The sequence below is a fragment of the Enterobacter cloacae complex sp. 370H10 genome, from assembly GCF_050031535.1.
Lineage (GTDB): Bacteria > Pseudomonadota > Gammaproteobacteria > Enterobacterales > Enterobacteriaceae > Enterobacter > Enterobacter intestinihominis.
In genome coordinates this window covers 3955101-3981155 of record NZ_JBLGWG010000001.1, presented here as the reverse complement: position 1 = coordinate 3981155, position 26055 = coordinate 3955101, and the positions used below count along the sequence as shown (strand labels likewise).

General features: G+C 52.9%; 24 protein-coding genes and 1 tRNA gene. 14 read left to right on the top strand and 11 right to left on the bottom strand.

Annotation, left to right across the window (positions count from 1 at the left end):
- Window positions 1–67: 67 nt before the first annotated feature.
- The gene (locus tag ACQG2Q_RS19590) at window positions 68–382 is read right to left on the bottom strand and encodes a lipoprotein (protein ID WP_003862457.1); all 315 of its coding nucleotides are present in this window, start codon (window positions 380–382) and stop codon (window positions 68–70) included.
- A 175-nt stretch (window positions 383–557) separates the two neighbouring features.
- Here ACQG2Q_RS19590 and ACQG2Q_RS19585 point away from each other — a divergent pair, with 175 nt between their 5' ends.
- The 4 genes from ACQG2Q_RS19585 to ACQG2Q_RS19570 all read left to right on the top strand — a co-directional run bounded on the left by ACQG2Q_RS19585 (window position 558) and on the right by ACQG2Q_RS19570 (window position 3863).
- Window positions 558–1190, top strand: a complete 633-nt coding sequence (locus ACQG2Q_RS19585; protein ID WP_063163587.1) for a LuxR C-terminal-related transcriptional regulator — start codon at window positions 558–560, stop codon at window positions 1188–1190.
- Entirely contained in the window at window positions 1187–2980 is a 1794-nt protein-coding gene (locus ACQG2Q_RS19580) for a hybrid sensor histidine kinase/response regulator (protein ID WP_063137639.1), read from the top strand. The genes ACQG2Q_RS19585 and ACQG2Q_RS19580 overlap by 4 nt, the downstream gene beginning before the upstream one ends.
- A gap of 101 nt (window positions 2981–3081) precedes the next feature.
- Window positions 3082–3375 carry a DUF1778 domain-containing protein gene (locus tag ACQG2Q_RS19575; protein WP_022649379.1) on the top strand — a complete coding sequence of 98 codons (294 nt, stop codon included), beginning with the start codon at window positions 3082–3084 and terminating at the stop codon, window positions 3373–3375.
- Window positions 3372–3863 carry a GNAT family N-acetyltransferase gene (locus ACQG2Q_RS19570; RefSeq protein WP_063850055.1) on the top strand — a complete coding sequence of 164 codons (492 nt, stop codon included), beginning with the start codon at window positions 3372–3374 and terminating at the stop codon, window positions 3861–3863. Before ACQG2Q_RS19575 ends, ACQG2Q_RS19570 begins: the two co-directional genes overlap by 4 nt.
- A gap of 151 nt (window positions 3864–4014) precedes the next feature.
- On the opposite strand, the gene ACQG2Q_RS19565 is transcribed toward ACQG2Q_RS19570, so the two are convergent.
- Together ACQG2Q_RS19565 and ACQG2Q_RS19560 are read right to left on the bottom strand one after the other, a co-directional pair.
- Window positions 4015–5709 (bottom strand): hypothetical protein, encoded by a 1695-nt coding sequence (locus tag ACQG2Q_RS19565; protein ID WP_048966569.1) that lies wholly within the window; start codon window positions 5707–5709, stop codon window positions 4015–4017.
- Window positions 5706–7616, bottom strand: coding sequence for a hypothetical protein (locus ACQG2Q_RS19560; protein ID WP_063850075.1), 1911 nt, complete (start codon window positions 7614–7616; stop codon window positions 5706–5708). Before ACQG2Q_RS19560 ends, ACQG2Q_RS19565 begins: the two co-directional genes overlap by 4 nt.
- 514 nt (window positions 7617–8130) lie before the next feature.
- Here ACQG2Q_RS19560 and ACQG2Q_RS19555 point away from each other — a divergent pair.
- Window positions 8131–8583 (top strand): hypothetical protein, encoded by a 453-nt coding sequence (locus tag ACQG2Q_RS19555; protein WP_063850054.1) that lies wholly within the window; start codon window positions 8131–8133, stop codon window positions 8581–8583.
- Window positions 8584–8626: 43 nt separating this feature from the next.
- Here the strand turns inward: ACQG2Q_RS19555 and ACQG2Q_RS19550 are convergent.
- Together ACQG2Q_RS19550 and ACQG2Q_RS19545 are read right to left on the bottom strand one after the other, a co-directional pair.
- A tRNA-Phe gene (locus ACQG2Q_RS19550) sits at window positions 8627–8702 on the bottom strand.
- Window positions 8703–8797: 95 nt separating this feature from the next.
- Window positions 8798–9511 carry a DUF554 domain-containing protein gene (locus tag ACQG2Q_RS19545; RefSeq protein ID WP_003862452.1) on the bottom strand — a complete coding sequence of 238 codons (714 nt, stop codon included), beginning with the start codon at window positions 9509–9511 and terminating at the stop codon, window positions 8798–8800.
- Window positions 9512–9692: 181 nt separating this feature from the next.
- Here ACQG2Q_RS19545 and ACQG2Q_RS19540 point away from each other — a divergent pair, with 181 nt between their 5' ends.
- Entirely contained in the window at window positions 9693–11828 is a 2136-nt protein-coding gene (locus tag ACQG2Q_RS19540; protein WP_063850074.1) for an ornithine decarboxylase, read from the top strand.
- A 99-nt stretch (window positions 11829–11927) separates the two neighbouring features.
- Here ACQG2Q_RS19540 and ACQG2Q_RS19535 read toward each other — a convergent pair whose 3' ends face one another.
- Together ACQG2Q_RS19535 and ACQG2Q_RS19530 are read right to left on the bottom strand one after the other, a co-directional pair.
- Complete coding sequence (locus tag ACQG2Q_RS19535; RefSeq protein ID WP_022649373.1) at window positions 11928–12620, bottom strand: response regulator; 693 nt, start codon at window positions 12618–12620, stop codon at window positions 11928–11930.
- Entirely contained in the window at window positions 12610–14247 is a 1638-nt protein-coding gene (locus tag ACQG2Q_RS19530; RefSeq protein ID WP_022649372.1) for an ATP-binding protein, read from the bottom strand. Before ACQG2Q_RS19530 ends, ACQG2Q_RS19535 begins: the two co-directional genes overlap by 11 nt.
- Window positions 14248–14592: 345 nt before the next feature.
- Between ACQG2Q_RS19530 and ACQG2Q_RS19525 the strand changes: the two genes are divergently transcribed.
- Genes ACQG2Q_RS19525 through citG form a run of 8 tightly spaced genes read left to right on the top strand, consistent with a single transcriptional unit; the run spans window position 14593 to window position 21904 of the window.
- A complete protein-coding gene (locus tag ACQG2Q_RS19525) occupies window positions 14593–15954 on the top strand; it encodes a 2-hydroxycarboxylate transporter family protein (RefSeq protein WP_022649371.1) in 1362 nt (453 codons plus the stop codon).
- Between the two features lie 17 nt (window positions 15955–15971).
- Window positions 15972–16835 carry a fumarylacetoacetate hydrolase family protein gene (locus ACQG2Q_RS19520; protein ID WP_023298578.1) on the top strand — a complete coding sequence of 288 codons (864 nt, stop codon included), beginning with the start codon at window positions 15972–15974 and terminating at the stop codon, window positions 16833–16835.
- 13 nt (window positions 16836–16848) lie between these two features.
- The gene (gene citC, locus ACQG2Q_RS19515) at window positions 16849–17871 is read left to right on the top strand and encodes a [citrate (pro-3S)-lyase] ligase (RefSeq protein ID WP_022649369.1); all 1023 of its coding nucleotides are present in this window, start codon (window positions 16849–16851) and stop codon (window positions 17869–17871) included.
- 16 nt (window positions 17872–17887) lie between these two features.
- Window positions 17888–18181 carry a citrate lyase acyl carrier protein gene (gene citD / locus ACQG2Q_RS19510; RefSeq protein WP_017382935.1) on the top strand — a complete coding sequence of 98 codons (294 nt, stop codon included), beginning with the start codon at window positions 17888–17890 and terminating at the stop codon, window positions 18179–18181.
- Window positions 18178–19053: a citrate (pro-3S)-lyase subunit beta gene (gene citE, locus ACQG2Q_RS19505; protein WP_096216714.1), complete on the top strand. Its 876-nt coding sequence runs from the start codon at window positions 18178–18180 to the stop codon at window positions 19051–19053. The genes citD and citE overlap by 4 nt, the downstream gene beginning before the upstream one ends.
- Window positions 19054–19063: 10 nt before the next feature.
- Entirely contained in the window at window positions 19064–20581 is a 1518-nt protein-coding gene (gene citF / locus ACQG2Q_RS19500) for a citrate lyase subunit alpha (RefSeq protein ID WP_045308348.1), read from the top strand.
- 2 nt (window positions 20582–20583) lie between these two features.
- A complete protein-coding gene (citX, locus tag ACQG2Q_RS19495) occupies window positions 20584–21123 on the top strand; it encodes a citrate lyase holo-[acyl-carrier protein] synthase (RefSeq protein WP_096216715.1) in 540 nt (179 codons plus the stop codon).
- Window positions 21101–21904, top strand: coding sequence for a triphosphoribosyl-dephospho-CoA synthase CitG (gene citG / locus ACQG2Q_RS19490; protein WP_048966725.1), 804 nt, complete (start codon window positions 21101–21103; stop codon window positions 21902–21904). Before citX ends, citG begins: the two co-directional genes overlap by 23 nt.
- A 79-nt stretch (window positions 21905–21983) precedes the next feature.
- Here the strand turns inward: citG and ACQG2Q_RS19485 are convergent, their stop codons facing one another.
- The 4 genes from ACQG2Q_RS19485 to mutY all read right to left on the bottom strand — a co-directional run bounded on the left by ACQG2Q_RS19485 (window position 21984) and on the right by mutY (window position 26051).
- Window positions 21984–23240, bottom strand: a complete 1257-nt coding sequence (locus ACQG2Q_RS19485) for a nucleoside permease (RefSeq protein WP_022649364.1) — start codon at window positions 23238–23240, stop codon at window positions 21984–21986.
- A gap of 258 nt (window positions 23241–23498) precedes the next feature.
- Window positions 23499–24575 carry a membrane-bound lytic murein transglycosylase MltC gene (gene mltC, locus ACQG2Q_RS19480; protein WP_426759260.1) on the bottom strand — a complete coding sequence of 359 codons (1077 nt, stop codon included), beginning with the start codon at window positions 24573–24575 and terminating at the stop codon, window positions 23499–23501.
- A gap of 124 nt (window positions 24576–24699) precedes the next feature.
- Complete coding sequence (locus tag ACQG2Q_RS19475) at window positions 24700–24972, bottom strand: oxidative damage protection protein (protein WP_003862425.1); 273 nt, start codon at window positions 24970–24972, stop codon at window positions 24700–24702.
- Between the two features lie 26 nt (window positions 24973–24998).
- A complete protein-coding gene (mutY, locus tag ACQG2Q_RS19470) occupies window positions 24999–26051 on the bottom strand; it encodes an A/G-specific adenine glycosylase (RefSeq protein WP_169809095.1) in 1053 nt (350 codons plus the stop codon).
- Window positions 26052–26055 lie beyond the last annotated feature (4 nt).

The following is a 26055-nucleotide window of genomic DNA, read 5'->3' as shown; positions in this document are numbered from 1 at the left end:
TGAAAACTCAGATACGTCAGAAAATGTAAAAGGCGTTATTTATGTACGCCTTTTGATGCGGCGTTAATTATTTATGTGTGACAACAGGTGTACAGGTTGGCGCGCTTAGCGTCGGTGCGGATCCTAAAATCCCCGGCATCATCATTGATGAACAATCGAAAATACGCCCTTTTTCTGTCGTGGCGCGATAAGACAGTTTTTGTCCTCCCAGTGCGTCCGGCTGGGCGCCATTAACGTTGGTCACGGTTATTTCATCCGATGAGCCCAGTCCCAGCATTTTAGCGGTCTCCGCTTGCAGGAGTGGAATAGCCTGATCGGTTTTCAACGTGGAACAACCGGCTAGCATCAACGTAACGGTTAAAACGATTAGTGGTTTTTTCATAAATTATCCTTGATATCCAACCAGTTAATTTCACTGATTGTATTTATGTTTTCTTTTACCCAAATCAGCGAATAATATATTTCTCTTTCCTAATCGAAAAAACCCTCCTAAAGTAGGGTGGGTAGATAATAATTCATCTGTACTCTAAGATATGCGAAGGTAAAAGGAGGCTCCTTTGGGACAGAATTATGCGTTAGTCGTTGATGACCATCCATTGGTAGCAAGCGGCATCGCCAATTTTCTGATTACACATTGCCAGTTTAAACAGGCGTGTGTGGTGACGAATGAGGATGATTGCTACCGCCAAATTAGGGATCATGGCCCGCCACGTTTGCTGGTAATCGATTTTTGGCTCTCTTCCGGAACGGCCCTGAAATTACTCAAAGAAGTAAAACAACTTTACCCACAGGTACGACTCCTGGTGGTCAGCGGGGATGACAATAATGACATCTGGCGCAAAGTTAATGCCGCCGGGGGCCACGGTTTTGTATTGAAAAGCGAGCCACCTGAGATGTTCTCGCGGGCCGTTTTCGCACTCAGTGATAATCAGACCTGGTTTCCTGAGGGAAACGAAATTTCCGTTAAGGCAAATAATGAGAAGTTAAGTAAATTTAACTTAACGCCGCGACAAATAGACGTATTAAATATGATTATGCGCGGCCTGCCAAATAAACGAATCGCCGCGCAGCTTTCAATTTCTGAGCCCACGGTCAAAGAACACATCAGCAATATATTGAAAAAGATAGGTGTTAACAGCCGGGTCGAAGCCATCACGCTTCTGCACGGCAAGCAGGAACCGTCGGAATGAGGTTTTTCCAGAGCTTACAAAACGAAGGTATCTCTGCTCCGGCGCAGATCCGTTTGCTAAACAACACCTTTCTGCGGCTGGTATTTAGCTTTAGTGCTGTGCCCTTTGTGGGTATTCCTTTCGCCATCTGGATTTATATGCTTGGGGACGACCTCGGCCCAACGATTATCTGGATAATTATTTATCTGCTATGTGCCGTGGCGATACGACTATTGCACCGACGCTATCAGCGTGAAGCGAAAGAAAACGGTGATAGGGACGTCCTGCGACGCTGGCTTCCGCGTATTAATAATATCGCCTTTATTCACGGGCTGGGCATTTCTTCACTCTATTTAATTACTCCACAGACGCAGAATTTTGACTTTTTCCTGTTACTTAATATCAGCATCGCCGCCATCGTCGCCGCCAATGCGACGCATCTGACGCCGGTCATCAGCACCTTTACGCGCTTTTTCTTCGCCTCCTGGGGGGTGCTGAACCTCGGTATTATCTGGCGGCTGGATGAGTTGATGTTCATCGTGCTCATGCTGAATCTGCTTTACGGCTTCGCAATTTACCGCCATGCGTTAACTTCCCATGCGTTCTTTATTCAGCAGGCACTGCTTGAGGAAAAAAGCTCACGCCTGGCGGAACAGTTTCGTCAGGCCAAAGAGGACGCGGAGCAGGCACTGCTGGATAAAAATCAGTTTCTGACCACCGCCAGCCACGATCTGCGCCAGCCCGTACACGCTATGGGCTTTCTGATCGAAGCCATCCTCCACCGAAACCGGGACGACAGCCTGACGCCACAGCTTCTTGACCTGCAGCAGAGCGTTCGCTCGGTACATTTAATGCTCAACTCTCTGCTCGATCTCAGCAAAATAGAATCCGGGAATGTCCTCTCTGTCCCGACCAAAGTGGATATCGGTGCTCTGCTCGACTCGGTCATCACGCTGTTCCGCGAAGAGGCCAACAGCCGCGCGCTTAGGCTGTGCATCCGGCGGCCTAAACGCCGTATCTACGTGATGGGCGATTCGCTGCTGGTGCGACAGTCCCTGATTAACCTGATTCAAAACGCCCTTCGTTACACGCTCCAGGGCGGGGTGCTGGTCGCCATCCGACCGCGCGGTGACGAGTGTATGGTGGAGGTGTGGGACACGGGAGTCGGTATCGCCGATGAAGAGAAGGGCAAAATCTTCTCACCTTACTACCGCCCCGAGCTGGCATGGAAGATCGACAGCGCCGGACACGGGCTGGGACTGGCCGTAGTGGCCCGTTGTGCCAAGCTGATGAAGGTGAAATACGGGATGCAATCCATTGAAGGTAAAGGCTCACGCTTCTGGATGCGCTTCACCCAATATGCTGGCGAAGACATCGCGCCGGATATCCCGCCCGCCGCTGACAACACCGCCACGCCGGTACGCTATGCGCCCCTGCACGGTTCCTGCCTGGTCGTCGATGACGACCCGCTGGTGACGTCTGCCTGGGAGAGCCTGATGAACATCTGGGGAATCGACGTACGCTGTGCGGCCTCGGCTGAAGAAGCGTTTGCCATAATCGACGACGGCTTTACGCCGTTCGCCGTGCTGTGCGACCAGCGTCTGCGATCCGGCGAAAGCGGCTTCGATATCCTGAAAGCGCTTTTTGACCGTCTGCCGGATATGAGCGGCGCCATAGTCAGCGGCGAATTTAATTCACCGGTTCTGCTGGAGGCGGAGCAGGAAGGGTATCTGGTGCTGCGCAAGCCTCTGGAGCCGGCTAAACTGCATGCGCTGCTGACGCAGTGGTCAGGGTGTCGTGGATATAAATAAGTTGAAGTCCTTTCGGTTCGGTGCCTTTTAAAGCGTTGTAATGACATCTGCGTTACGCGTGTTGTATACTTAATATCCATTGAACAGAGGAGGACAACACCATGCCAGCTGCAAACACTATGGCGGTGAAACGCGAAACCCTTAACCTGCGCATCAGGCCTGCCGAGCGGGATCTTATCGATCGGGCAGCGAAAGCGAGAGGGAAAAACCGTACTGACTTTGTGCTGGAAGCAGCCCGCGCAGCTGCGGAAGAGGCACTGATCGAACAACGCATCATAATGGCCGATCCAGAGGCTTATCAGGAATTTCTGACCCGTCTGGATCAGGCTCCAGCACCTAATGCCGCACTGCGTAAAACTATGCAGACCCTTGCGCCGTGGGAGCAGGAAAAATGATCTCTGCCCCAGTGCCCCTTCGAGCCGGGCATATTCTTACTCCATTTTGCTGTGGGGTAGATTCGATGGATAACTGGCTTAAGCAGCGGGCGATGAAAAATCAGGCCAGTGGTGCATCGCGTACATTTGTCTGTTGTGGCGGAGATTCTAACGTACTGGCTTATTACGCGCTGGCGTCCAGCGCGGTCACAACGAATACGGCACCCGGCCGCTTTCGTCGCAATATGCCCGATCCCATCCCTGTTGTAGTGCTGGGACGCCTGGCGGTAGATCAGTCTCTTCATGGGCAGGGCGTTGGTCGGGCGCTGGTACGCGACGCCGGGCTGCGGGTGATCCAGGTGGCGGAGAGCATCGGCATCCGCGGAATGCTGGTTCATGCCCTGTCGGATGAAGCGCGGGAATTTTATCTGCGGGTGGGGTTTGAGCCATCGCCGATGGATCCGATGATATTGATGGTGACGTTGGGGGATTTGGTGGCGAGTATTTAGCAGAGATATAGAACTCTTTCGTATTGAATGAAGAGCACTTCCAGTTCGTGCAGGCAACACCATGAATCAAAAGGTACTTCAAAAGGGACCAATGGGCTTTAAGATAACGCCCATTGGTGAAGCATGATATAAAACCGAAAAACGTAATTTATCACTCTGTTTTTTTTTGCATGCCATACCAAAGTACAGCGGGTACAGGAGTTCTAAAATGTCTGCAGGCAATAAAATCGAGTATAATTAAACCTGCCTGTGTCGCACTTGACTCTTTAAAAATATTATATCTTTTGTTTTTACGTAGTTCATCCATTCTCTTCTTGTAATCATTCATATTATCCGGAAAAGCTATTGGTGCCTCGGTCTCACCAGTGAAGGATTGAGCTGGATGAAAGTAAAGGTGTCTATAAAGGTCATTCGTTGGGTGCCATAGCTGGGAGCATATATTTTTATATGAATCTTTTATTCCAGTTAATAATGCGGAATATCCTTCTTCTTTTTCCAGTATCACACACCATCCCATTAAAGTGGGGATAATCCAGGACATGTTTGTTGTTTTTTCTTTTAAATATGCATCATCGCTATTGCATTCCATGCTAATAAGATCGTCAATAGAATCTGTTGATATCGGATGTTCTCGTCCAATCCTGAGTACGTAGTCCAACCTCCAAATTAGTTCTCTAAGCCATTTTTCGACAGCATCCTTTCTCCCCATCAGCGAAAGAAATATTAATCCAAGAGCAATTTCAATGGCATTCTCATCAAGACGTGGCGAACCAGATGCGGGATTGTTTATAATTAACGCACACAAGCTATCGGCAACGATATCGGCATTATGAATCTGAAGCGCACCACCATTATTATCTTTCCTATGGGCGAGGAAAAAATTATTTAATCCGAGAGTTGCAAGTATACCAATTTGTTCAAATACAGTTATGTTGACCAGTGAACTTTCAGTTGAATATGAAGAAAGAATATATTTTCCATGGAAATATGGTTGAACTTTGGAAAAATATTCAGCTGAAATGTTAATGTAACTTTGCCATATAACTTCAAACGCAGGGAAGTATTTTTCTGGATCTTTTTCAAGATTGATGCGGTGCCATACCCATAGTAGACATCGTTCAGATACAAACAAAGCTTGCTTAGTGTTGCCATCCTGTATTGCCCAGTAAGCTAATATATTAGCCGCGAGATAGCAGGTGCGGATTGACTTCTCCAGTTCTACTTTATTGATCTCTTTAGTTTTTCTCCCCTCATCATCAAGCATCAGGATTCTTAGTAGTAACCGATGATAATCAATCCGTGAATAATCATTTTCACTAATCAATGATAGCGACTTTCTTAAATCGGTTCTGTCAATATCGTTAAATATATGCTCGTTTAACATGTATTTTTCGATAAAAGTGGAAAGCTTATCTGCTCCCCAGAAATCAAACTCATGGGGTTTATGATCATCAAGATATCCGGCCCAATTTTGATTTATCTCTTCTTTCATATCACCACTGGTGGATAAAATTATTTTCTTGGGCAGTTTTTTGTGTTTTGGTTGTAAATGATTTCTAAGGTAAACATCAAAAACTTCATTTAAACTTTGTCGTATGGACTGTGGCCCGGAATCCCATTCAGATCTACCAAGATCTTTTTGCTTAATTACAAATATAAATAGTTTTTTTTCCCCATCATCAGGATCTTTACCTATTGCAGCAATATCGACACCATATTGTCTTGTTCCCGTTTGTGTAGTAAATAAAGGGACGATACTCATTGATAATAATAAATTAGGCAATAGCCTGTCGAGTTCATTTCTCTCTTTCAATGTTCGAATATATTGAGAAATTAGTACTTTCATATTGTATCCTTTTTTGCTGTCTTGAACATTGCCAAGCGTAATTCATACCCAACATTGTCCATGACGTACCTTCGCGGAAGAGAATAGCTACTCGAAAATGGGTACAGATATGATGGTTCACTATAGCCAGTACCAAAGTTATCATTGTAATAAAAAGAGCCTATTCCTGCTTTTAGTTGTATGCGGGTAGCTATTTTAAATACAAGCGAATCTTCATTTATAGCCTCTTGGTTTTTGGTCATAACTTTATTCCGTTCTTTTTGAAAGGACAGTACATATGCTGAAGGTGGTTCGAATTCTTTTACTCTTGGATATATTTTTAGAGAGTTAAGATAGTCTTCCGTACGAACAAGTATTTCGTCATATATTTTTAATAAGCGATTTCTTTTGTTCCTGATTTTATTTTTGCATTCTCGTATTACATCAATAACATAGTTTGGATAATCAATGGCTATTTCATTTGATATGACAGATATTACAATTTTATCGGTTCTTTTATTTGCGTTATCAATATTCAGTAATGAAAGTATGGAAGACATTAAATGTTTCTCATTAGTAATATAACCCAAAGTTCTACGCACCAAAAAAATGAAATCTCTTTCAGTGAAATTATTAATAATGGGAAGGCTATAACTTAATGAATTACTACTATCATTAACCATTAAATATGTGGATAGTAATTGTGAAAACTCAGAGATTTCTGGAGTGTCATCTATAAGTGCCAATGTGAAAATTTCATTCATTAATTCAGTGGATTTTGTAGCATGATATAAAAAACTCTCTAATTCCTGAGATTTTCTTACTATAGAAGCATTCTTTATCATTACAAAGAGGCAGTTAATCAATAAATGATGTTTGGTTTCATCTTCAGTGAGTGATGATAAAATATGGAGTATTAACCCTCTGAGTTCTATATCATCTCCTGAGTTAATACAGATGATATTTATCCAGTCAGGAAAGTCAGCATGAGATTGTAACTTTTTAGCTGTTGCTATTTTTTGGCAAAGCAACGCTATTGCTTTTATATTTTTATCCTTGAGCAAATTAAGGATGACTTCACAAAATTCAGGTATTTTATCTACCGTATTTACGATTGCTTGTATAGCAGCATTGGAAATATCTGTAACCGGAGAAGCGATTTTTTCTTGGATGATTAATTTTATTTCATTGTTACGATATTCTATATTATTCACCTCAACATATCTGCCAAGTATCCACAAGGCTTGAGGAGACAAGATAACATCATTTTCTTCTATGTCAGCGAGCAAAATATCAATAGCTGATGTATAGTTTTCTTTTCTTAGTGAAAATAAGGCAATATTATAGAGGTGAAGAGTTTCTTTTTTTATATCTGAATGAAATTTATTAATTATCTTATAACATTCTTGAGGGTTATTGGCTAGTCGTTCTCCTAACAATGTAAATACTCCAGGATATTGATTGTATTTATTGTGAATGGTGGAGAAAAAATTAAACAAAGTATTTATATCTAGATGTTTAGAATGTTTTACAAATTGATCGGACAGAGACGTAACTTCATATTGGTTACGTTCAGGTGCGAGCAGCATATGCCAAATATTGATTTTATCTTCATATAAACTGAGAAATATACCTGCGGTTGAACGATCATCACGCAAAGTCTTACCCCATATGCAAAAAGCAGTCTGAAGTATGATTTTCTCTGCATCAATGCAATCACTGTCTATTTCTGAGAAATAATGATGGGCAACATAATGATCTCTGTCTTCATAAGATGAAAAGATTAATTTACCGTCCTTTAGACAGTAGCCTTCAGATTTCTCTACGTTTAGAAATGAGAGCTCCTGTTCAGTGAGTTCATACTCCATTTCATCTGAGTTTGACAAAAAGAGTTTATAAGCAATATCTTGAACAAGATTATCCTTCATTATCATACCTCCAATAAAGGCAGGATTATGCCTGTAAAGTTTAACTCTATGCTTTATACCAGAAAAATGGGCTTGACCACCCTCATCAAATCAATGTCCGTGTTTTTTACCGTAAGCATAGTTATGTTTTGTATGCAGTGGAAGAGGAGAGACTTGGTTTAATGAACGGGCTGATACATAGAGAACTTGCTTCACCAGCTGTTTTTTTATTTTCTACGAGCTATCTTCCATAACCTCGCTTGCTGCTATTGGCTAATTACAGTATCTTTTACCCGCACCTGCAAAATCAGGTGTCGGGCTTGACCTCCTGAAAATTGTTACAGGCGACATATGACGCGCCAGCGTCTTTTTTATGTCGTACGCACGGCTATACCTCAATGGCGGGCCGGGCGGGGGCGTCGTAAGGCGCGCCGGTTTCCTGTAACGCCGGTAAGGTCAACCCTGCTCGGTTCCGCCACCCGTGAGATTGACCTCTCCAGTGACGGAAATATAAACGTTACAGGAGGATGCCACTATGGCTACTATCCCAACATCGATTCACCCTTTATTTACCGTTTCCTTCAATCACAAAACCGACTTCACGGAACTCGCGGACAACTGCGAGCGTTTTAGTGAAGCGCTGGTGGAGTGCCATGATCCTGTGCAGAAAATGGCGTTGTGCGGGCGGCTTTGTGCCTGTCTGGCCTTATTACAACCGACGTTGATGGAACCTGTGCCGGAGTTTTTAAAAGAGAGCCTGACGGTGGATGAAATACCATTGCATGTACCTGCTTTTGAAGTGGAAGCGGACCAGGTGGGGCATTACTGCCAGGTACTGACACAATTGATAGTGAGTGGGTCTCTGACGGTGGAAGCCGAAAGAGTCATCAGTGATTTACTGTATGAACTGGTGGAATATTACGCCGAAACGTTAAAAGCGCCGCGTTGGCTAAGAACAAAAGAAGGAAGCATTGAGCTGTTAGACTAGCCCAAAAGCAAAAACCCGCCTTTTGGGCGGGTTCTTTAAATAGTGGTGCCCGGACTCGGAATCGAACCAAGGACACGGGGATTTTCAATCCCCTGCTCTACCGACTGAGCTATCCGGGCAACGGGGCGCATTAAACCCGATCCGCCCTCCGACGTCAACGAAATTTGTTGTTTTCGTTGCAGACTGCACACTCTCTCACCATTTCGTCGCAAACTTAAGCGAAAAAGTGCGTCCAGAGCGCGGAAAGCGGCATCGCGAGCAGCAGGGCAGGGAGCATGTTCACCACTGCAAACATCTTGATGCCACAGATGCGCAGCCCTGTCGCCAGCAGCAGCAGGCCGCCGACGGCGGTAAAGTCCGCCATCATCGCAGGCGTCGTCAGCGGCAGGATCAGCGTGGCGCAGGTGGCCAGCGCCAGCTGAATAAGCAGCATCGGTACACAAATCGCCGCCACGGCGATGCCGAGGGTGGTGGCAAAGATGGTGGCAGTAAAGAAATCCAGAAACGCTTTCGCAATCAATATGCTGGGATCGCCGGTCATCCCTTCCTGCATCGAACCGAATATCCCCGTGCCGCTGGCGCAGAACAGAATAATGATCGCAACGTAGTTCTGAATAAACGACTCGTGCGTGCCGTGCTTTGCCTTGCCCGGTCGGGCAATCAGATTTTTGGCTTTGCCTACCGCGTGATTAATGCCTTTTTCCAGATAGCAAAACTCGCCGATCAGCGCGCCGAGCAGTGTCGCCAGTACCATCACCGGCAGGTTGGCGCATTTCACCACTAAAAGGATACCAATCCCTAACGACGCCAGGCCAAAAATGGAGGGCATGGAGACGCGAATACGCTCCGGCAACCGCTGGCTTAATACTGCCCCAAGTACACCGCCCAGCAATACGGCTCCCGCATTGATAAAGGGTCCAATCACCACGTTTAACTCCTGTTATTTAAGCACTGGCATTGCATGATTATGGCACGTCCGTCCCTGATTATGCTTAGCTTTGGGAGGCGTAACGCATACTGATTCCTTCTTGCACCTGAAAATAAAAGGTGACATGATTGCGCGAATTTTCTCCTTCCTGTCTCACCGTTCGGTGAGGGTATTTGCGCTTATGAAAACCATGAAAATTGCCGTCAGCCGTGAGCTGGTATCCAAAGTTTCTACGCATCGCGAAAAGGTTATGCTGGATAACACCGATTTCACCGATGTGGCGGCAGTCGTCATTACGGTTGTTGAAAGCTACAGCGGCATTCTTGCGTTGCTGAAGCGTACGGGCTTTCAGCTACCAGTATTTATGTTCTCAACAGAGCCAGGAGAGGTGCCAGAGGGTGTCACGGCGATCATCTCGGGTAAAGCACAGGAATTGCTGGAACTGGAATCTGCCGCCTGCCGGTATGAAGAGAACCTGCTGCCACCCTTTTTTGACACCCTGAGCCAGTATGTGGCGATGGGAAACAGCACCTTTGCCTGTCCGGGTCACCAGCACGGCGCCTTTTTTAAAAAACATCCCGCCGGGCGGCAGTTTTACGACTTCTTCGGTGAAAACGTGTTTCGTGCCGATATGTGCAATGCCGACGTGAAGCTCGGTGATTTGCTGATCCACGAAGGTTCTGCCAAGCACGCGCAAAAGTTCGCGGCGAAAGTGTTCAACGCGGATAAAACCTACTTCGTGCTGAACGGCACGTCGGCGGCCAATAAAGTGGTGACCAATGCGCTGCTGACCCGTGGCGATCTGGTGCTGTTCGATCGTAACAACCATAAGTCCAACCATCATGGGGCGCTGATCCAGGCCGGGGCAACGCCTGTCTATCTTGAGGCAGCCCGTAATCCGTTTGGTTTTATCGGCGGGATTGATGAACACTGCTTTGATGAGGCCTGGCTGCGGGAACTGATCCGTGACGTCGCGCCGAAGAAAGCCGCCGAGGCGCGCCCGTTCCGTCTGGCGATCATTCAGCTCGGCACCTACGACGGCACGATCTACAACGCCCGTCAGGTGATCGACAAGATCGGTCACCTTTGCGACTACATCCTCTTTGACTCCGCCTGGGTCGGCTACGAGCAATTTATCCCGATGATGGCGGAAACGTCTCCGCTTCTGCTGGAACTGAACGAGAACGATCCGGGAATTTTCGTGACCCAGTCGGTCCACAAACAGCAGGCCGGGTTCTCGCAAACCTCACAGATCCATAAAAAGGATAACCATATTCGCGGTCAGTCGCGCTTCTGCCCGCACAAGCGGCTGAACAATGCGTTCATGCTGCATGCCTCCACCAGCCCGTTTTACCCGCTGTTTGCGGCGCTGGACGTGAACGCCAAGATCCACGAGGGTGAGAGCGGACGCAGGTTGTGGGCTGAATGCGTCGAGCTGGGCATTGAAGCGCGCAAGGCCATCATCGCCAACTGCAATATGATCAAACCCTTTATCCCACCGGTGGTGGCGGGGCGGCCATGGCAGGATCACCCCACGCAGGCTATCGCCAGCGAGCGTCGCTTCTTTAGTTTTGAACCGGGTGCAAAATGGCACGGTTTTGAAGGCTATGCCCGCGAGCAGTATTTCGTCGATCCGTGCAAGCTGCTGCTGACCACGCCGGGCATTGATGCTGAAACAGGGCACTATACCGATTTCGGCATTCCGGCGACCATTCTCGCCCACTACCTGCGCGAAAACGGCATTGTGCCGGAGAAGTGCGATCTCAACTCCATCCTGTTCCTGCTGACGCCAGCCGAGAGCGCGGAGAAGCTAATGCAGCTGGTGGCGATGCTGGGGCAGTTTGAACAGCATATTGAAGACGATACGCCGCTCGTGGATGTGCTGCCGACCATCTATCAGAAATACCCGGTGCGTTACCGCGACTATACGATCCGTCAGCTGTGCCAGGAGATGCACGATCTCTACGTCAGCTTTAACGTGAAGGATTTACAGAAGGCGATGTTCCGCCAGGAGAGCCTGCCTGCCGTGGTGATGAACCCGCAGGATGCCAACCAGGAGTACATTCGCGGGAATGTCGAACTGGTGCGTATTCGTGACGCCGAAGGACGCATTGCCGCCGAAGGTGCGCTGCCATACCCGCCGGGCGTGCTGTGCGTGGTACCGGGGGAAGTCTGGGGTGGAGCAGTACAGCGCTACTTCCTGGCGCTGGAAGAGGGCATTAATATGCTGCCGGGTTTCTCGCCAGAGTTGCAGGGCGTTTACAGCGAGAAGGATGCCGACGGGATCAAGCGACTGTATGGGTACGTGTTAAAGTAGGGCCCCTCACCCTAACCCTCTCCCCAAAGGGGAGAGGGGATTGCACGGAGCCGTCTTTTCACCCTCGCCCCTTTGGGGAGAGGGCCGGGGTGAGGGGAGTTAAGTCGCACTACGCCGGTACATCCTTCTCGGATGCCCAATCTTCCCGTACAGCATCTCCACCGTCAGAAAACCCACCTCCACGCAGTGTTCCAGATAGCGCCGGGTGGTGGTTTTACTCAGTCCCGTCTCGCTCACCACCTCATCCACCGTAAAGCAGTGCGCCGCCTTGTTGTTAAACAGCGTTTGCACCCGCGCCAGCGTGTTCTCCTCTATCCCTTTGCTGCCGTTGTCCAGTCGATAATTTTTCGCCTGTAGCTGATAGAGTGAATCCACGTTCTGCTGGTCGACAATCTTCCAGACGCGCTGCTGTTCGGCAAACTGCACAAAACGTTCCAGCGACTGGCTCAGGCGTTTCCAGGAAACTGGCTTGAGGATGTAGTCGAACGCGCCGTTACGAATGGCCTGGCTACAGGTGTCCATATCGCTGGCGGCGGTGATGAAAATCACCGAGCAGTTGGCGCGGGTGAGCATCGGGTTGCTGATAAGGGTGATGCCTTTGCCGTCCGGCAGATAGTTATCCAGCAGCATCAGCTTCGGCTGTTTGCTCTCCAGTTGTACCTGCGCGTCGGCCAGTGACGCGGCAATCCCCACCAGCCTCAGGCGCGGATGTTTACCGATAAGCTCCGCGTGCAGTTGCGCCAGTTCGTTCTCGTCTTCAACAATCAGTACGTCGATAAGTTCATGTTGCATAGTCGGTATCTTCCAGTTCCTGTACGGGGTGCCGGACCGTTCCCGTGGCGGGAATAAACAGTGAGAAAATGGCACCGCGTGGGGTGTTATCGGCAACTTCAATTGCACCGCCAGCCTGCGTGACGTAGCTTTCAATCAGATACAGGCCAATACCGTGATCGCCGCGCGTTTTGGTAGTGATGCCGCGCTCAAAGATCCGGTCGCGGATCTCCGGTGTGATGCCGACGCCCTGGTCGGCGACTTCAATAATCAGTTCCTGCTCGTTCAACTTTATTAGCACGTCTACCGGGGCATGCGGGAGCGGGGCGCGCTGGGTCGCTTCGATGGCGTTATCCAGCAAGTTCCCGATGATCGAGACTAGTTCCGATTCGAGCAGCGGCAGGAAGGGTTTGTCCACCCGGCAGGCCGGATCGAAGCTCAGCTCAACGCCTTTTTCACGCGCGCGGGCGGCCTTTCCAAGCAGCAAACCGCACAGCGTCGGGGAGCTAAAGCGGGACGAGATAAAGTCCAGCAGCTCCTGAGCGTGTTCCGACTGCGCCTGTATGTAGCGGATCGCCTCGTCATAACGGCCCATATGCAGCAGGCCGGACAGCGTGGTCATGCGGTTCAGCTGTTCATGGCGCATAATGCGCAGGTTATCAACATAGCGCTTCACCTGGCTGAGCTGGGCGCTGAGCGAGTCGATCTCGTTGCGATCGCGAAAGGTGATCACCCAGCCCTGCAACGCATCTTCCAGCATGATCCGCACCCGGCTGGCAATGACCGTGAGATCGTTAAAGCGACAGATCTCATCGTGGGTGTCTTTCGCAAGCATGGTTTGCGCGTTAAAGAACGGGACGGGCGCAATCACCTGGCTGATGAGTTGACCCCGCAGTTCGCGGGCGGGCTGGCGTAAGCCTAATAATTTACGCGCCGCCTGGTTAATCACCTCAATGCGGAGATCGTCGTCGATGGCAATCACCCCTTCATAAATGGATTCCATCATCGCCTTTTGCTGACGCACCAGCAGGCCGATTTCGCGCGGCTCCAGAGAGAATATCTGCTTCTTGATGCTGCGGGTGAAGAACCAGGAGAAAATAAACAGGGCGATAAGCAGCAGCACGGCGGCAATCAGGATATTAACCACCTTGCTGACGGTGATGGTGTCCAGATAGCTTGTGAGATAGCCTACCGAAACAATCCCTACCACCTGCCCGGCATCATTAAAAATGGGCGCTTTGCTGCGCAGCGAAATGCCTAACCCGCCCTTGCGGATGGTGATGGTGCTTTTGCCGTGTAATACCTCGTCGTTGTCTCCGCCAACCAGCGTTTTGCCTACCCGGTCGGCAAACACGGAATGGAAAAGATGCAGCCCTTTATTGTCACCAATCACAATAAAACTGGCGTCGCTGCGGGCGGCTATTTTCTGCATAAAGTCATGGATGCCCTGGATATCCTTTTGTTCGACTTCTTTTCGCAGAGAAGGAATAAGCGCAATTTCTTCGGCCTGTATTTTTGCGCGCGCGCTCATTTCCTGATAAAGCTGCCTGCCGACATCGACATAATAATATCCGCCCAGTAATGCGAACAGCACTGAGAAAAAGGCGACCAGCGAAATAAACAGCTTGATCTGAAACGATACTTTCATAACTATCACGCGAGATATCAACAGGTCGGCTGAATATATCATCTTTTAAGGCCAGGATGCCCGCTTTGCCGAAAACTTGTGATCCCTTGCACAGCGCAGCCTGTAAAAGATTTTTCCGAAAGTCTCATCCTCTTAAGGCTAAATGAATAAATGTTATTTCTTTGTTCAGTTAAGAAAAGAAACCATAAAAACCACGGCAATAAATAAGGCATAAATCACATTAAATAAAAGAAACCATTAAAACCATAGCGGCCATTAAAACTTCGCTTTTAATATGCCATCCCTCACATAAAGTAAGCCTTTGTGACTCTAAGCTGGACGCACAAAATAACTAAGGGGCTTATTATGAGCACAACTGACGATTCATTCTCTGTTACCCACGACCCGATTGATATTCAGCGGCCATCGCTCAAAGAGCGCTGGTGGCATATTATGGATACCTGGAAAATCGGCATTATTCCTCTGCCACTGTTCGTTCTGGCGGGCGCGCTGATTGCGATAGATTGCCTGGGCGGAAAACTGCCGAGCGACATCGTAGTCATGGTGGCCACGCTGGCCTTCTTCGGCTTTGCCTGCGGTGAGTTCGGCAAACGCCTGCCGATTGTCGGCAAGCTCGGCGCGGCGGCAATTTGCGCCACCTTTATCCCTTCCGCGTTGGTCTATTACGGCCTGCTGCCGGACGTGGTGGTCGAGTCCACGACCAAATTCTATAAATCCACCAATATTCTCTACCTCTATATCTGCTGCATTATTGTCGGCAGCATCATGAGCATGAACCGCACCGTGCTGATCCAGGGCTTCCTGCGCATCTTCTTCCCGATGCTGTGCGGTGAAATCGTCGGCATGATTGTCGGCATGGGCGTTGGGCTGGCGCTGGGCCTCGAGCCGTTCCAGATCTTCTTCTTTATCATTCTGCCGATCATGGCGGGCGGCGTCGGGGAAGGGGCGATCCCGCTCTCTATCGGCTATGCCACCCTGCTGCACATGGATCAGGGCGTGGCGCTCGGCCGCGTGCTGCCGATGGTAATGCTCGGCGGCCTGACGGCGATCATCATCTCCGGTTGCCTCAACCAGCTCGGGAAACGCTACCCGCACCTGACCGGTGAAGGCCAGCTGATGCCTAACCGCGCCAACGCCGATGCCACCGTCTCTCAACCCGCGTTCTCCGGCAAAGCGGATGTGACCACCATCGCCTCCGGCGCGCTGCTGGCGGTGCTGCTGTACATGCTGGGCATGCTCGGCCACAAGCTGATTGGTCTGCCAGCGCCGGTGGGTATGCTGTTTATGGCGGTGCTGGTGAAGCTCTGCAATGGCGCCTCTCCGCGTCTGCTGGAGGGTTCTCAGGTGGTGTACAAATTCTTCCAGACCTCCGTGACCTACCCGATTCTCTTCGCCGTTGGCGTGGCGATTACCCCATGGCATGAACTGGTGGCGGCGTTCACCGTCAGCAACCTGCTGGTGATTATCAGCACCGTTTCCGCGCTGGTGGCAACCGGCTTCTTCGTTGGCAAAAAGATTGGTATGCACCCGATTGATGTCGCCATCGTCTCCTGCTGTCAGAGCGGGCAGGGCGGTACCGGTGACGTGGCGATCCTGACCGCAGGCAACCGCATGAGCCTGATGCCATTCGCCCAGATTGCTACCCGTATCGGCGGGGCGATTAACGTCTCTGTCTCACTGCTGATTCTGGGCAACTTCCTCGTTTAAGTTTTCAGGAAAGAACAATGAAACTCGCAAGCTTTTTATACCAGGGTAAACGCAGCTACGGCATCGTTCAGGCCGGGGGCGTGATTGATTTAGGCCGCCGCCTGGGCGACCGCTATGGCGACCTTAAAGCGCTGTTGCAGGGGAACGGGCTGGCGCAGGCCACCCGTTTTCTGAACGACGCGGTGGATGTACCGCTGAACGCCATCACCTTCTTACCGGTGATTGTCCAGCCGGAAAAAATTCTCTGCGTGGGCATGAACTATGCCGACAAGCGCAAGGAGTTTGATCAGCATAACCCGGCCCCGACCCTGTTTGTCCGCTTCCCGGATTCACAGACCGGCCACAACGAGCCGGTGCTGAAGCCGCGCCACTCCAGCGAGTTCGACTACGAAGGCGAGCTGGCGGTGATCATCGGCAAAGGCGGGGAGAACATCAGCCGCGACGACGCCCTGCGTCATGTGGCGGGCTACAGCTGCTACATGGACGGCTCCGCCCGCGACTGGCAGCACACCTGGTTCACCGCCGGGAAAAACTGGCGGCAGACCGGGGCGTTCGGCCCGTGGATGGCGACGGCGGATGAGATCCCGGACCCGCACAGCCTGGCGATCCGCACCTGGCTGAACGGCCGCATGGTGCAGGAGGACAACACCAGCAGCATGATCCACAAGGTGGCGGAGCTGATCGAGTACATCAGCACCTTCACCCGTCTCAGCCCGGGCGACGTGATCATCACCGGCTCGCCTGGCGGGGTGGGTAAAAAGCGCAACCCGCCACTGTTTATGAAGGAGGGGGATCGCATTGAGGTGGAGATCGAACATATCGGTCATCTGAGCAACGTGATCGTGGAAGCGCCAGCCGTCGGGCTCGCGGCAGCGCACTGAGTAAGGCGGCAGCATGCAATCGCAACCCATTGATTTTCGCCACACCGTTGTGGCGAAACACCCGGAACGCTTAAGCCAGATCCGCTACCTGCTGGCAGACAGCGGCCTTGGCCTGGACAACGACATCACGCTGTTTGTTGAAGCCTGGTCCGGCGCGCAGCTGGTGGGTTGCGCCGGGCTTGCTGCCAACGTCATCAAGTGCGTCGCGGTCAACGAGCAGCTTCGTGGGGAAAACCTCAGCGCGCGTCTGCTGGCAGAGGTGGAAAATGCGGCGCTGGAGCGCGGCCATTTTCACCTCTTCCTCTGCACCCGTCCGTGTAATAAGGAGCGCTTTGGCCGCAGCGGTTTCTGGCCGGTTGCCCAGAGCGGGAACAACGCGGTGCTAATGGAGAACACTCCGCAAGGGATCGTGCGCTACTGCCGATCCCTGCGCGCTAGCCGCAAGTGTGGGGAGAAGATTGGTGCCATCGTGATGAACGCCAACCCGTTCACCCTCGGTCACCGTCATCTGGTGGAGCAGGCGGCGGCGCAGTGCGATGCCCTACATCTGTTCGTGGTGCGTGAAGACGCCTCGTTCTTCCCGTTCAGCGCGCGCCTTGAGATGGTGCGTGCGGGCGTGGCGCATCTGCCGAACGTGGTGGTGCATGAAGGCTCGCAGTACATCATCTCCCGCGCCACGTTTCCGGCCTACTTCCTGAAGGAGACCGGCAAAGTGCAGCAGGCGTGGAGCGAGATCGACGTGCTGATCTTCCGGGACTTTATCGCCCCGGCGCTGGGCATCACGCACCGTTTTATTGGTTCGGAACCGTTCTGCGATATCACCCGCCAGTACAACCAGACGCTGCACGATCTGCTGGCCTCGCACATCGACGTGGTGGAAATGCCGCGCATCAAAGCCACCGGCAACGCCATTTCGGCCTCGGAAGTGCGCCGTTTACTCAAGACACAGCAGTTTTCCCGGATCCGGGAGATTGTTCCGGACTCCACCTTCGCGCACCTCGAAGCACATTATCGTGCGAGTGCGGAAGTCGCATAACTATCAGGAATTTATCATGAATATTGTAAGGGAGGCGCTGGCCGGAACGCAGGAGTCCAGCGACCTGATGGTGAAAATCGCCCCCGCTCACGGTGAGCTGGAGATTGTCATCCACAGTGAAGTGATTAAGCAGTTTGGCGAGCAAATACGCCAGGTGGTCAACGACACATTGCGCGCCATGAACGTGCACCAGGGATTAATCATTATTGAAGACAAAGGGGCGCTGGACTGTGTGATCCGCGCCCGCCTGCAAAGCGCGCTTCTGCGTGCCGCCGATGAACAGGCCATCAACTGGGGGGCGCTGAAATGAGCAAACTCCGCCGCAGTATGTTGTTCCTGCCGGGCGCCAATGCCGCCATGCTCTCCACCGCCTTTATCTACCGCCCCGACTCCATCATGTTTGACCTTGAGGACGCCGTGGCCCTGCGCGAGAAAGACACCGCACGCATGCTGGTGTTCCACGCGTTGCAGCACCCGATGTATCAGGATATCGAAACCGTGGTGCGTATTAACCCGCTGAGCACGCCGTTTGGCCTGCTGGATCTGGAGGCCGCCGTGCGCGCGGGCGTAGACGTGATTCGCCTGCCGAAAACCGACACCCCGGACGATATCTACGAGCTGGAAGGCCACCTGGAGCGCATTGAGCAGGAGTGCGGGCGCGAAGTGGGTTCCACCCGCGTGATGGCGGCGATTGAATCGGCCATTGGCGTCATCAACGCCGTGGCGATTGCCCGCAGCTCCCCGCGCCTGATCGGCATCGCGCTGGCCGCCTTTGACTACGTAATGGACATGCAGACCGAGCGCGGCGACGGCACCGAGCTGTTCTACGCCCGCTGCGCCGTGCTGCACGCCGCCCGCGCGGCAGGCATCGACGCCTTCGACGTGGTGTGGTCAGACGTTAACGACGAAGCCGGGTTCCTGCGCGAGGTCGACCTGATCCGCAAGATGGGCTTTAACGGCAAATCGCTGATTAACCCGCGCCAGATTGACCTGCTGCACAACGCCTACGCCCCGACTCAGGAAGAGGTGGAGCACGCCAAACGGGTGATTGAGGCGGCAGAAGAGGGCGAGCGTAACAGCCTGGGCGTGGTCTCGCTCAACGGCAAAATGGTGGATGCACCGATTATTAACCACGCGCAGGTGGTGCTGGAGCGCGCGGCAGCCTCCGGCGTGCGTCGGTAAGGATGACATAATGAATCAGACAGAACTTCTCCATGTGAATTTCCCCCATCTGCGGGATCTGAAGCCTTTTGATACCGCCCACAGCGCGACGCCGTGGCTGGCGGACAGCGAGGCGAAACACAACCGTAAGCTTTGCGCCTCCCTCGAAGAAGCCGTCATGCGCAGCGGCTTGCAGGACGGGATGACCATCTCTTTCCACCATGCCTTTCGCGAAGGCGACCGGGTGATCAACACCGTTGTGGCGCTGCTGGCGCGGATGGGTTTTAAAAATTTGACCCTGGCCTCCAGCTCGCTGATGACCTGCAACGACGCGCTGATCGAGCATATTCAAAGCGGCGTGATCGCCCGAATTTACACCTCCGGTATGCGCGGCAGGCTGGCGGAGGCCATCTCCCACGGGCTGATGGACGAGCCGGTACAAATTCACTCCCACGGCGGGCGCGTGAAGCTGCTCCAGGATGGCGAGCTGAATATCGACGTGGCATTTCTTGGCGTGCCGTGCAGCGATGAGTTTGGCAACGCCAACGGCACGCAGGGCAAATCGTGTTGCGGTTCGCTGGGCTACGCCATGGTGGACGCACACTTTGCCCGTAAGGTGGTGCTGCTGACCGAAGAACTGGTGCCGTTCCCGAATATGCCCGCCAGCCTGGTGCAGGATCAGGTGGACTACATCGTGCAGGTGGAGAGCGTGGGCGACCCGGCGAAAATCAGCGTCGGTGCGGCGCGCGTCACCAGCAACCCGCGCGAGCTGATGATTGCCCGCTATGCGGCGGACGTGATTGAGCACTCAGGCTATTTCAAACCAGGTTTCTCAATGCAGACCGGCTCCGGTGCGGCGGCCACCGCCTGCACCCGCTTTATGGAAGAGAAGATGGAGCGCAGCGGCGTGAAGGCGCGCTTCGCCCTTGGCGGTATCACCGGCAGCCTGGTGGATTTGCACGAGAAGGGGCTCATCGAAAAGCTGCTCGACACCCAGTGCTTTGACGGCCAGGCAGCGGCCTCGCTGGCGCGCAACCCGAACCACGTGGAGATCTCCACCAACGTCTACGCCAACCCCGGCAGCAAGGCGGCAAGCTGCGACCAGCTCGACGTGGTGATCCTCAGCGCGCTGGAAATCGACGTCGATTTTAACGTCAACGTCATCACCGGATCCGACGGCGTGATGCGCGGCGCATCCGGCGGGCACTGCGACGTGGCGTCGGCAGCCAACCTGACCATTGTGGTCGCGCCGCTGCTGCGAAGCCGCATCCCGACCGTTGTGAAGCGCGTTACCACGCGCCTCACGCCGGGGGAGAGCATTGACGTGCTGGTCACCGACCACGGTATTGCGGTCAACCCGGCGCGCCCGGAGATCCGCGAACGACTCATGGAAGCAGGCCTGAAGGTTGTAGATATCAACGCGCTCTATGAGCGGGCGATTTCCCTGACCGGCGTACCGAAACCGATTGAGTTCACCGACAAAATTGTCGGGGTGATCCGCTACCGCGACGGCAGCGTGATCGACACCGTTCGACAGGTAAAGGAGTGAATATGACTATTGCGACACCCGTGCGGACGGGTGTCAGCCTGGACGCGCTGCTGGCGGCGAAAGAGCGCCGCGCAGCCCGTCAGGCTGACTGGCTTACGCACCATCAACAACCGGTGATCTCCCTAACGCTGGTCACGACCGGGCAAATTAAAGACAGCCTGCGCTATCGCAACACCATGGGCGTGGCGTTACAGATGTGCGACCAGCTGCTGTGGGAAAACCGCTGGCAGGTGCTGGACCGCCAGGTGCTCTGGCTACCCACCGGACCTGAAGCGCTGTGGTGCGTCGCGCATCCGGCGGCGGAAATTAAAGCGCACTGTGCTGAACTGGAGCAGACGCACCCGCTCGGCAGACTGTGGGATCTGGATGTGATCTGCCCTGAAAACGGCCACGTTGGCCGTCAGTCGTTGGGTTCACACCTCAGGCGCTGTCTGATTTGCGACGAGCCTGCCCACGCCTGTTCCCGTTCTCGGCACCATCCCGTTGAGCAGGTGGTTTCCCGCGTGGAGAAAATGATAGATGACTGGTTTGCTCGCGACTAAACCGCGCCCGGTTGATGTTCCTGCGCTTGCCGCAGAGGCGCTGTGGCAGGAGCTGGAGCTGACGCCCAAACCGGGGCTGGTGGACAGGCTCAATAACGGCTCCCATCACGATATGGACCATACCTTATTCCTCCACAGCATTGCGGCGATTACGCCGTGGTTTGCACGTTTTGCGGAACTGGGTGAAGCACATGCGGCCAAACCTGCCGATCAGCAGTTGCGGATTATCCGCCCGATGGGAATGGCCTGCGAGCAGGCGATGTACGCCGCCACGGGCGGGGTGAACACGCACAAGGGCGGGATTTTTGCCCTTGGTTTGCTCTGCTTCGCCGCCGGACGTGTGAAAAATATCTCTGCGGATAGCCTCTGTTGTGAGGTTAGTAACATCTGTCGTGGGCTGGTGGCGCGGGAACTGGGCGGGCGCAGCGGGCAGGCAACGGCGGGAGAGCGACAGTTTCAACAGTACGGTTTAACCGGCGCGCGCGGTGAGGCAGAAAGCGGCTTCAGCACGGTGCGTAAGGCTTTGGATGCGTGGAACGGTCAGTCGCTTCACGCCCTGCTGTTGCGCCTGATGGCGGTAAATCAGGACAGCAATCTCGTTTCGCGCGGCGGCATTGAGGGGCTGCGCTACGTTCAGGGCTACGCGCGGGAATTACTGGCTAACGGCTGGGACTGCGAGGCGTTGCTGAAGATGGATAAGGCATTGATTGAACGCAATCTGAGCCCGGGCGGCAGCGCGGATTTGCTGTCGGTGGGGTGGGTGCTTTCTGGAATAAAATAGCCGGGTGGCGGCTACGCCTTACCCGGCCTACGGTCTGGTTTTGTAGGCCCGGTAAGCGCAGCGCCACCGGGCACAACAATCAATGCGCGATCGGCTGCGCACCGTGTGGTTCGCGTACGTGCTTGTACTTGAACAGCACGATGAACGCGAAGAACAGCACCAGTGAGTACCCGGCGAAGATCAGCCACACTGGCTGCCAGTTGGTGATGCCGTTGGTGGTATACATCTCAACCACTTTACCGCTCACCACGCCGCCCAGAATACAGCCGAAGCCGTTGGTCATCATCAGGAACATGCCCTGCGCGCTGGCGCGAATTTCAGGTTTCACCTCTTTTTCTACAAACACCGAGCCGGAGATGTTGAAGAAGTCGAAGGCGCAGCCGTAAACAATCATCGACAGAACCAGCAGCACGGTACCGAACGCGCTTGGGTCGCCGTAGGCGAACAGACCGAAGCGCAACATCCAGGCAGCGATACTGATCAGCATGACGTTCTTGATGCCGTAGCGGCTCAGGAAGAACGGGATGGTCAGGATGAACAGCGTCTCAGAGATCTGCGAGATGGACATCATCACCGACGCGTGTTCAACGATAAAGCTCCCGGCAAACAGCGGATCGTTATCGAAGCTGTGCAGGAAGGTATTACCGAACATGTTGGTGATTTGCAGTTCCGCCCCCAGCAGCATGGAGAAAATAAAGAAGATCGCCATGCGCTTGTTTTTGAACAGGGCGAAGGCGTCCAGGCCAAGCATGGTGCTCCAGCTCTGGTTTTTCTGCTGGTTAGAAACCGGAATGGTGGGCAGCGTCAGGGTGAACAGCGCCAGCAGCACGGAGAGCGCGGCACCAATATACAGCTGCATGTGGCTCAGCTCGAAGCCCGCGAAGCTCACGCCCCACATTGCCATGATAAAGCCGATGGTGCCCCAGATACGGATTGGCGGGAAGTCGGTGACGATATCCAGACCGGCAGATTTCAGGCGGTAGTAGGAGATGGTGTTGATCAGGCCAAGCGTTGGCATATACGCCAGCGAGTTAAGCAGGATCACCATAAACATCGCCCCCGGCGTGGTCACTTCGGCCGCCATAAACAGCGTCCCCGCACCCACCAGATGGCAAAGCATATACAGCCATTTCGCACTTAACCATTTATCTGCCACGATACCGAGCAGCGTTGGCATGAAAACAGCCGCAATACCCAGCGAGCTGTAGACGGCACCGATTGACGCACCATCGAACTTGAGCGTCACAAACATATAGGAGCCGAGTGTAGTCAGCCAACTACCCCACAGGCAGAACTGCAGAAACGACAAGATTTTAAGCTGCAGCTTAAGGTTCATGTTACTTTCCTCACAAGTGAGCGGGAGATATGTTGTTATAGGAACATTCAGGGTTGTTATTTGATGCAATTCTATCAGTTGGCAACGATATGTTTTGTTACCTCCCGCAAAAAAATGCAATCCACATTAATTTGCAGTTTGGATTGTGATGCAAATAGCATTTTTGTATGGGTGGGATGAGATGGGTGCGGTCTGATGCCCCCTCACCCTAACCCTCTCCTCTTTGGGGAGAGGGCAGGGTGAGGGGGGTGTTGGTTTCTAGCGACGACGATAGTTCTTCTGCGCCGTATTTACCTTATACAGATAGCGGCGGGATTCCGCAGACGGGTGGCGAGTGGTGAGGGTTGAGTAGACATCCCCCGGCGCCATGCTGTTGATGATGTTCGCGGCCTGAACTTTATCGTTCGAGAAGACGCGCAGGACGCTGCCCGCGCCGCCGTTGTAGGCGGTGATCACCGCATAGCGACGTGAAGTCGGGTTATCAATCCCGCCGAGATAAACATTGTTCAGCATCGCCAGATATGCGGTACCGGTATCAATGTTGCTTTGCGGGTCAAACAGGTAGCTGCGGCTCGGCGTACCGGATTTCCCCTGCGCGCGGAACACGTCTTTACCGGCGCTGTGCTGCACAACCTGCATCAGCCCCAGCGCGTCGGAACGGCTCACCGCATACGGGTTGAACGAGGATTCGGTCTGCATAATCGCCAGGATCAGCGACTCATCCACGCCATACTTACGCGACGCCTGACGCACCATGCCCAGATACTTATGCGCACGCTTGTCGAGGTGGTTCGGCACCAGGTTTATCGTAACGCTATAGATCACCTTCAGGCCATTGGTGCGGCTTTTCAGGCGCGTTTGCAGCAAATAGTCTGCGAAGTTCGTCGCGCGACCTTCCCAGCGAATCGGCTGACCGTTCTGGTCAACGACCTGCCCATACAGGAACGGCTCTTTGGAGATAGTAATGTCATCGGCATCAGAGTAGAGATCGATAGATCCCGGATCGTCGCCCATCAGCAGGGTTTTGATGATGGCCTGACGTAAATGCGCCGCAGGTTCAGTCCCCGCGATGGTTTCAATCGTAATCGTACCGTCATCGAAGTTGATGTGGCTACGGGTCTGATAGGCGTCGGTATACTTAACGTAGTCCTTCGGTCCGGCAATAAGAACTTCGTTAAATCCCCATATGTTCTCGATGTTATGGGCAAACTGCCCCATCAAAATGTCAAAACCGTTGGTGTCCTTAACCCAGGCTTCGTTATAGCTATCGCCCTTTTTGGAAGAACAAGACACAAGCAACGGCGCAACAAGTGCTAGCGCTAATAGTTTTTTCATCATTCCGGGAGTGCGTGTTGTGTTTGCTTTGAGGTTGCTGTTGCCGGGTGGCGCTGCGCTTACCCGGCCTACATAACCGTAGGCCCGTGCAAGCGCAGCGCCGCCGGGCAGCAGCCGCAGAGTATTATTTTTCCGGTGGCGTATAGCCTTCGATGTGGACGTCTTTACCCTCGAACAGGAAGTTCACCATCTCCTGCTCCAGCAGCTTGCGGTGTTCCGGGTTCATCATGCTGAGCTTTTTCTCGTTGATCAGCATGGTCTGTTTTTTCTGCCACTGTCCCCAGGCTTCTTTGGAGATCTCGTTGTAAATGCGTTTACCCAGGTCGCCCGGGTAGAGCTGGAAATCCTGGCCTTCAGCGTCGCGCTGCAGGAAAGTACAAAAAATGGTTCTGGCCATACTCATTCCTCTTTGTCTTGCCGATGCTAAACCATTGCACCGACACGTAATTGCTGTAACAGGCGCTCCACGGGAGCCGCCAGCCCGACTGATGGCGGTTGCGCTAAGTTATACCAGAGAGCGGTGCCTTCATCCATGCAGGAGGTGAATGAGGACACGGGAAGCCACATAGGCACAATATCCAGATGGAAATGGCTGAAGGTATGACGGAACGCGTTGAGTTGCGTCAGGGTATCGGCCGCAATGCCGCGCTGTTCAAGCCATGCCCGAAGCGAAGCTTCATCCTCAAACTGTGGGAAGCAGTATAGACCACCCCACAGGCCACTCAGCGGGCGCTGGGCGAGAAACACCTCGTCGCCATGCTGCATCAGCAGCATGTACCCGGTGCGTTCAGGCAGCGTCTGCTTCGGTTTTTTCCCCGGATACTGCGCCCAGGAGTGGTTCGCATAGGCCACGCAGAGGTTATTTACCGGGCAGAGTTCGCACTTCGGCTTTGAACGGGTGCAGACCATCGCGCCCAGATCCATCATCGCCTGGTTAAAACGCTCCACCCCTTTCGCCGGAGTGACCGCTTCACTGATCTCCCACAGGCGCTTCTCAACCTCTTTCTTGCCCGGCCAGCCTTCTACGGCGTAGCAGCGTGCCAGCACGCGCTTGACGTTGCCGTCGAGAATAGGGAAATGCTTGCCTAAAGACAGGGAAAGGATTGCGCCTGCGGTTGAACGCCCGACGCCGGGCAAATCCGCCACCTCGTCAAAGGTCTCCGGGAATTTACCGTTGTGGCGGGTGGCGACCTGCTGTGCGGCTTTGTGCAGGTTGCGCGCGCGGGCGTAATAGCCGAGGCCTGTCCACAGGTGCAGTACCTCGTCTAACGGCGCGTTGGCCAGATCGGTGATTGTCGGGAAGCGCGCCATAAAACGCTCGAAATAAGGAATGACCGTCGCGACCTGCGTTTGTTGCAACATCACCTCGGAGAGCCATACTTTGTAAGGCGTTTTTTCAATTTGCCAGGGCAGGGTTTTACGCCCGTATTTGTCGTACCAGTCCAGCACCTGGGCTGAAAATTGAGAGGCTTGCATGGTC

What these genes read in the sequence shown, in the direction of transcription:
- ACQG2Q_RS19530 (WP_022649372.1), bottom strand. Translation starts at nt 14,247, where the DNA reads ATGAAAGTATCGTTTCAGATCAAGCTGTTTATTTCGCTGGTCGCCTTT.
- ACQG2Q_RS19560 (WP_063850075.1), bottom strand. Translation starts at nt 7,616, where the DNA reads ATGAAGGATAATCTTGTTCAAGATATTGCTTATAAACTCTTTTTGTCA.
- citF (WP_045308348.1), top strand. Translation starts at nt 19,064, where the DNA reads ATGAATCAGACAGAACTTCTCCATGTGAATTTCCCCCATCTGCGGGAT.
- ACQG2Q_RS19580 (WP_063137639.1), top strand. Translation starts at nt 1,187, where the DNA reads ATGAGGTTTTTCCAGAGCTTACAAAACGAAGGTATCTCTGCTCCGGCG.
- ACQG2Q_RS19535 (WP_022649373.1), bottom strand. Translation starts at nt 12,620, where the DNA reads ATGCAACATGAACTTATCGACGTACTGATTGTTGAAGACGAGAACGAA.
- citD (WP_017382935.1), top strand. Translation starts at nt 17,888, where the DNA reads ATGAATATTGTAAGGGAGGCGCTGGCCGGAACGCAGGAGTCCAGCGAC.
- mutY (WP_169809095.1), bottom strand. Translation starts at nt 26,051, where the DNA reads ATGCAAGCCTCTCAATTTTCAGCCCAGGTGCTGGACTGGTACGACAAA.
- ACQG2Q_RS19555 (WP_063850054.1), top strand. Translation starts at nt 8,131, where the DNA reads ATGGCTACTATCCCAACATCGATTCACCCTTTATTTACCGTTTCCTTC.
- citC (WP_022649369.1), top strand. Translation starts at nt 16,849, where the DNA reads ATGCAATCGCAACCCATTGATTTTCGCCACACCGTTGTGGCGAAACAC.
- citE (WP_096216714.1), top strand. Translation starts at nt 18,178, where the DNA reads ATGAGCAAACTCCGCCGCAGTATGTTGTTCCTGCCGGGCGCCAATGCC.
- ACQG2Q_RS19520 (WP_023298578.1), top strand. Translation starts at nt 15,972, where the DNA reads ATGAAACTCGCAAGCTTTTTATACCAGGGTAAACGCAGCTACGGCATC.
- citG (WP_048966725.1), top strand. Translation starts at nt 21,101, where the DNA reads ATGACTGGTTTGCTCGCGACTAAACCGCGCCCGGTTGATGTTCCTGCG.
- ACQG2Q_RS19525 (WP_022649371.1), top strand. Translation starts at nt 14,593, where the DNA reads ATGAGCACAACTGACGATTCATTCTCTGTTACCCACGACCCGATTGAT.
- ACQG2Q_RS19570 (WP_063850055.1), top strand. Translation starts at nt 3,372, where the DNA reads ATGATCTCTGCCCCAGTGCCCCTTCGAGCCGGGCATATTCTTACTCCA.
- ACQG2Q_RS19565 (WP_048966569.1), bottom strand. Translation starts at nt 5,709, where the DNA reads ATGAAAGTACTAATTTCTCAATATATTCGAACATTGAAAGAGAGAAAT.
- ACQG2Q_RS19575 (WP_022649379.1), top strand. Translation starts at nt 3,082, where the DNA reads ATGCCAGCTGCAAACACTATGGCGGTGAAACGCGAAACCCTTAACCTG.
- ACQG2Q_RS19485 (WP_022649364.1), bottom strand. Translation starts at nt 23,240, where the DNA reads ATGAACCTTAAGCTGCAGCTTAAAATCTTGTCGTTTCTGCAGTTCTGC.
- ACQG2Q_RS19475 (WP_003862425.1), bottom strand. Translation starts at nt 24,972, where the DNA reads ATGGCCAGAACCATTTTTTGTACTTTCCTGCAGCGCGACGCTGAAGGC.
- ACQG2Q_RS19540 (WP_063850074.1), top strand. Translation starts at nt 9,693, where the DNA reads ATGAAAACCATGAAAATTGCCGTCAGCCGTGAGCTGGTATCCAAAGTT.
- ACQG2Q_RS19590 (WP_003862457.1), bottom strand. Translation starts at nt 382, where the DNA reads ATGAAAAAACCACTAATCGTTTTAACCGTTACGTTGATGCTAGCCGGT.
- citX (WP_096216715.1), top strand. Translation starts at nt 20,584, where the DNA reads ATGACTATTGCGACACCCGTGCGGACGGGTGTCAGCCTGGACGCGCTG.
- mltC (WP_426759260.1), bottom strand. Translation starts at nt 24,575, where the DNA reads ATGAAAAAACTATTAGCGCTAGCACTTGTTGCGCCGTTGCTTGTGTCT.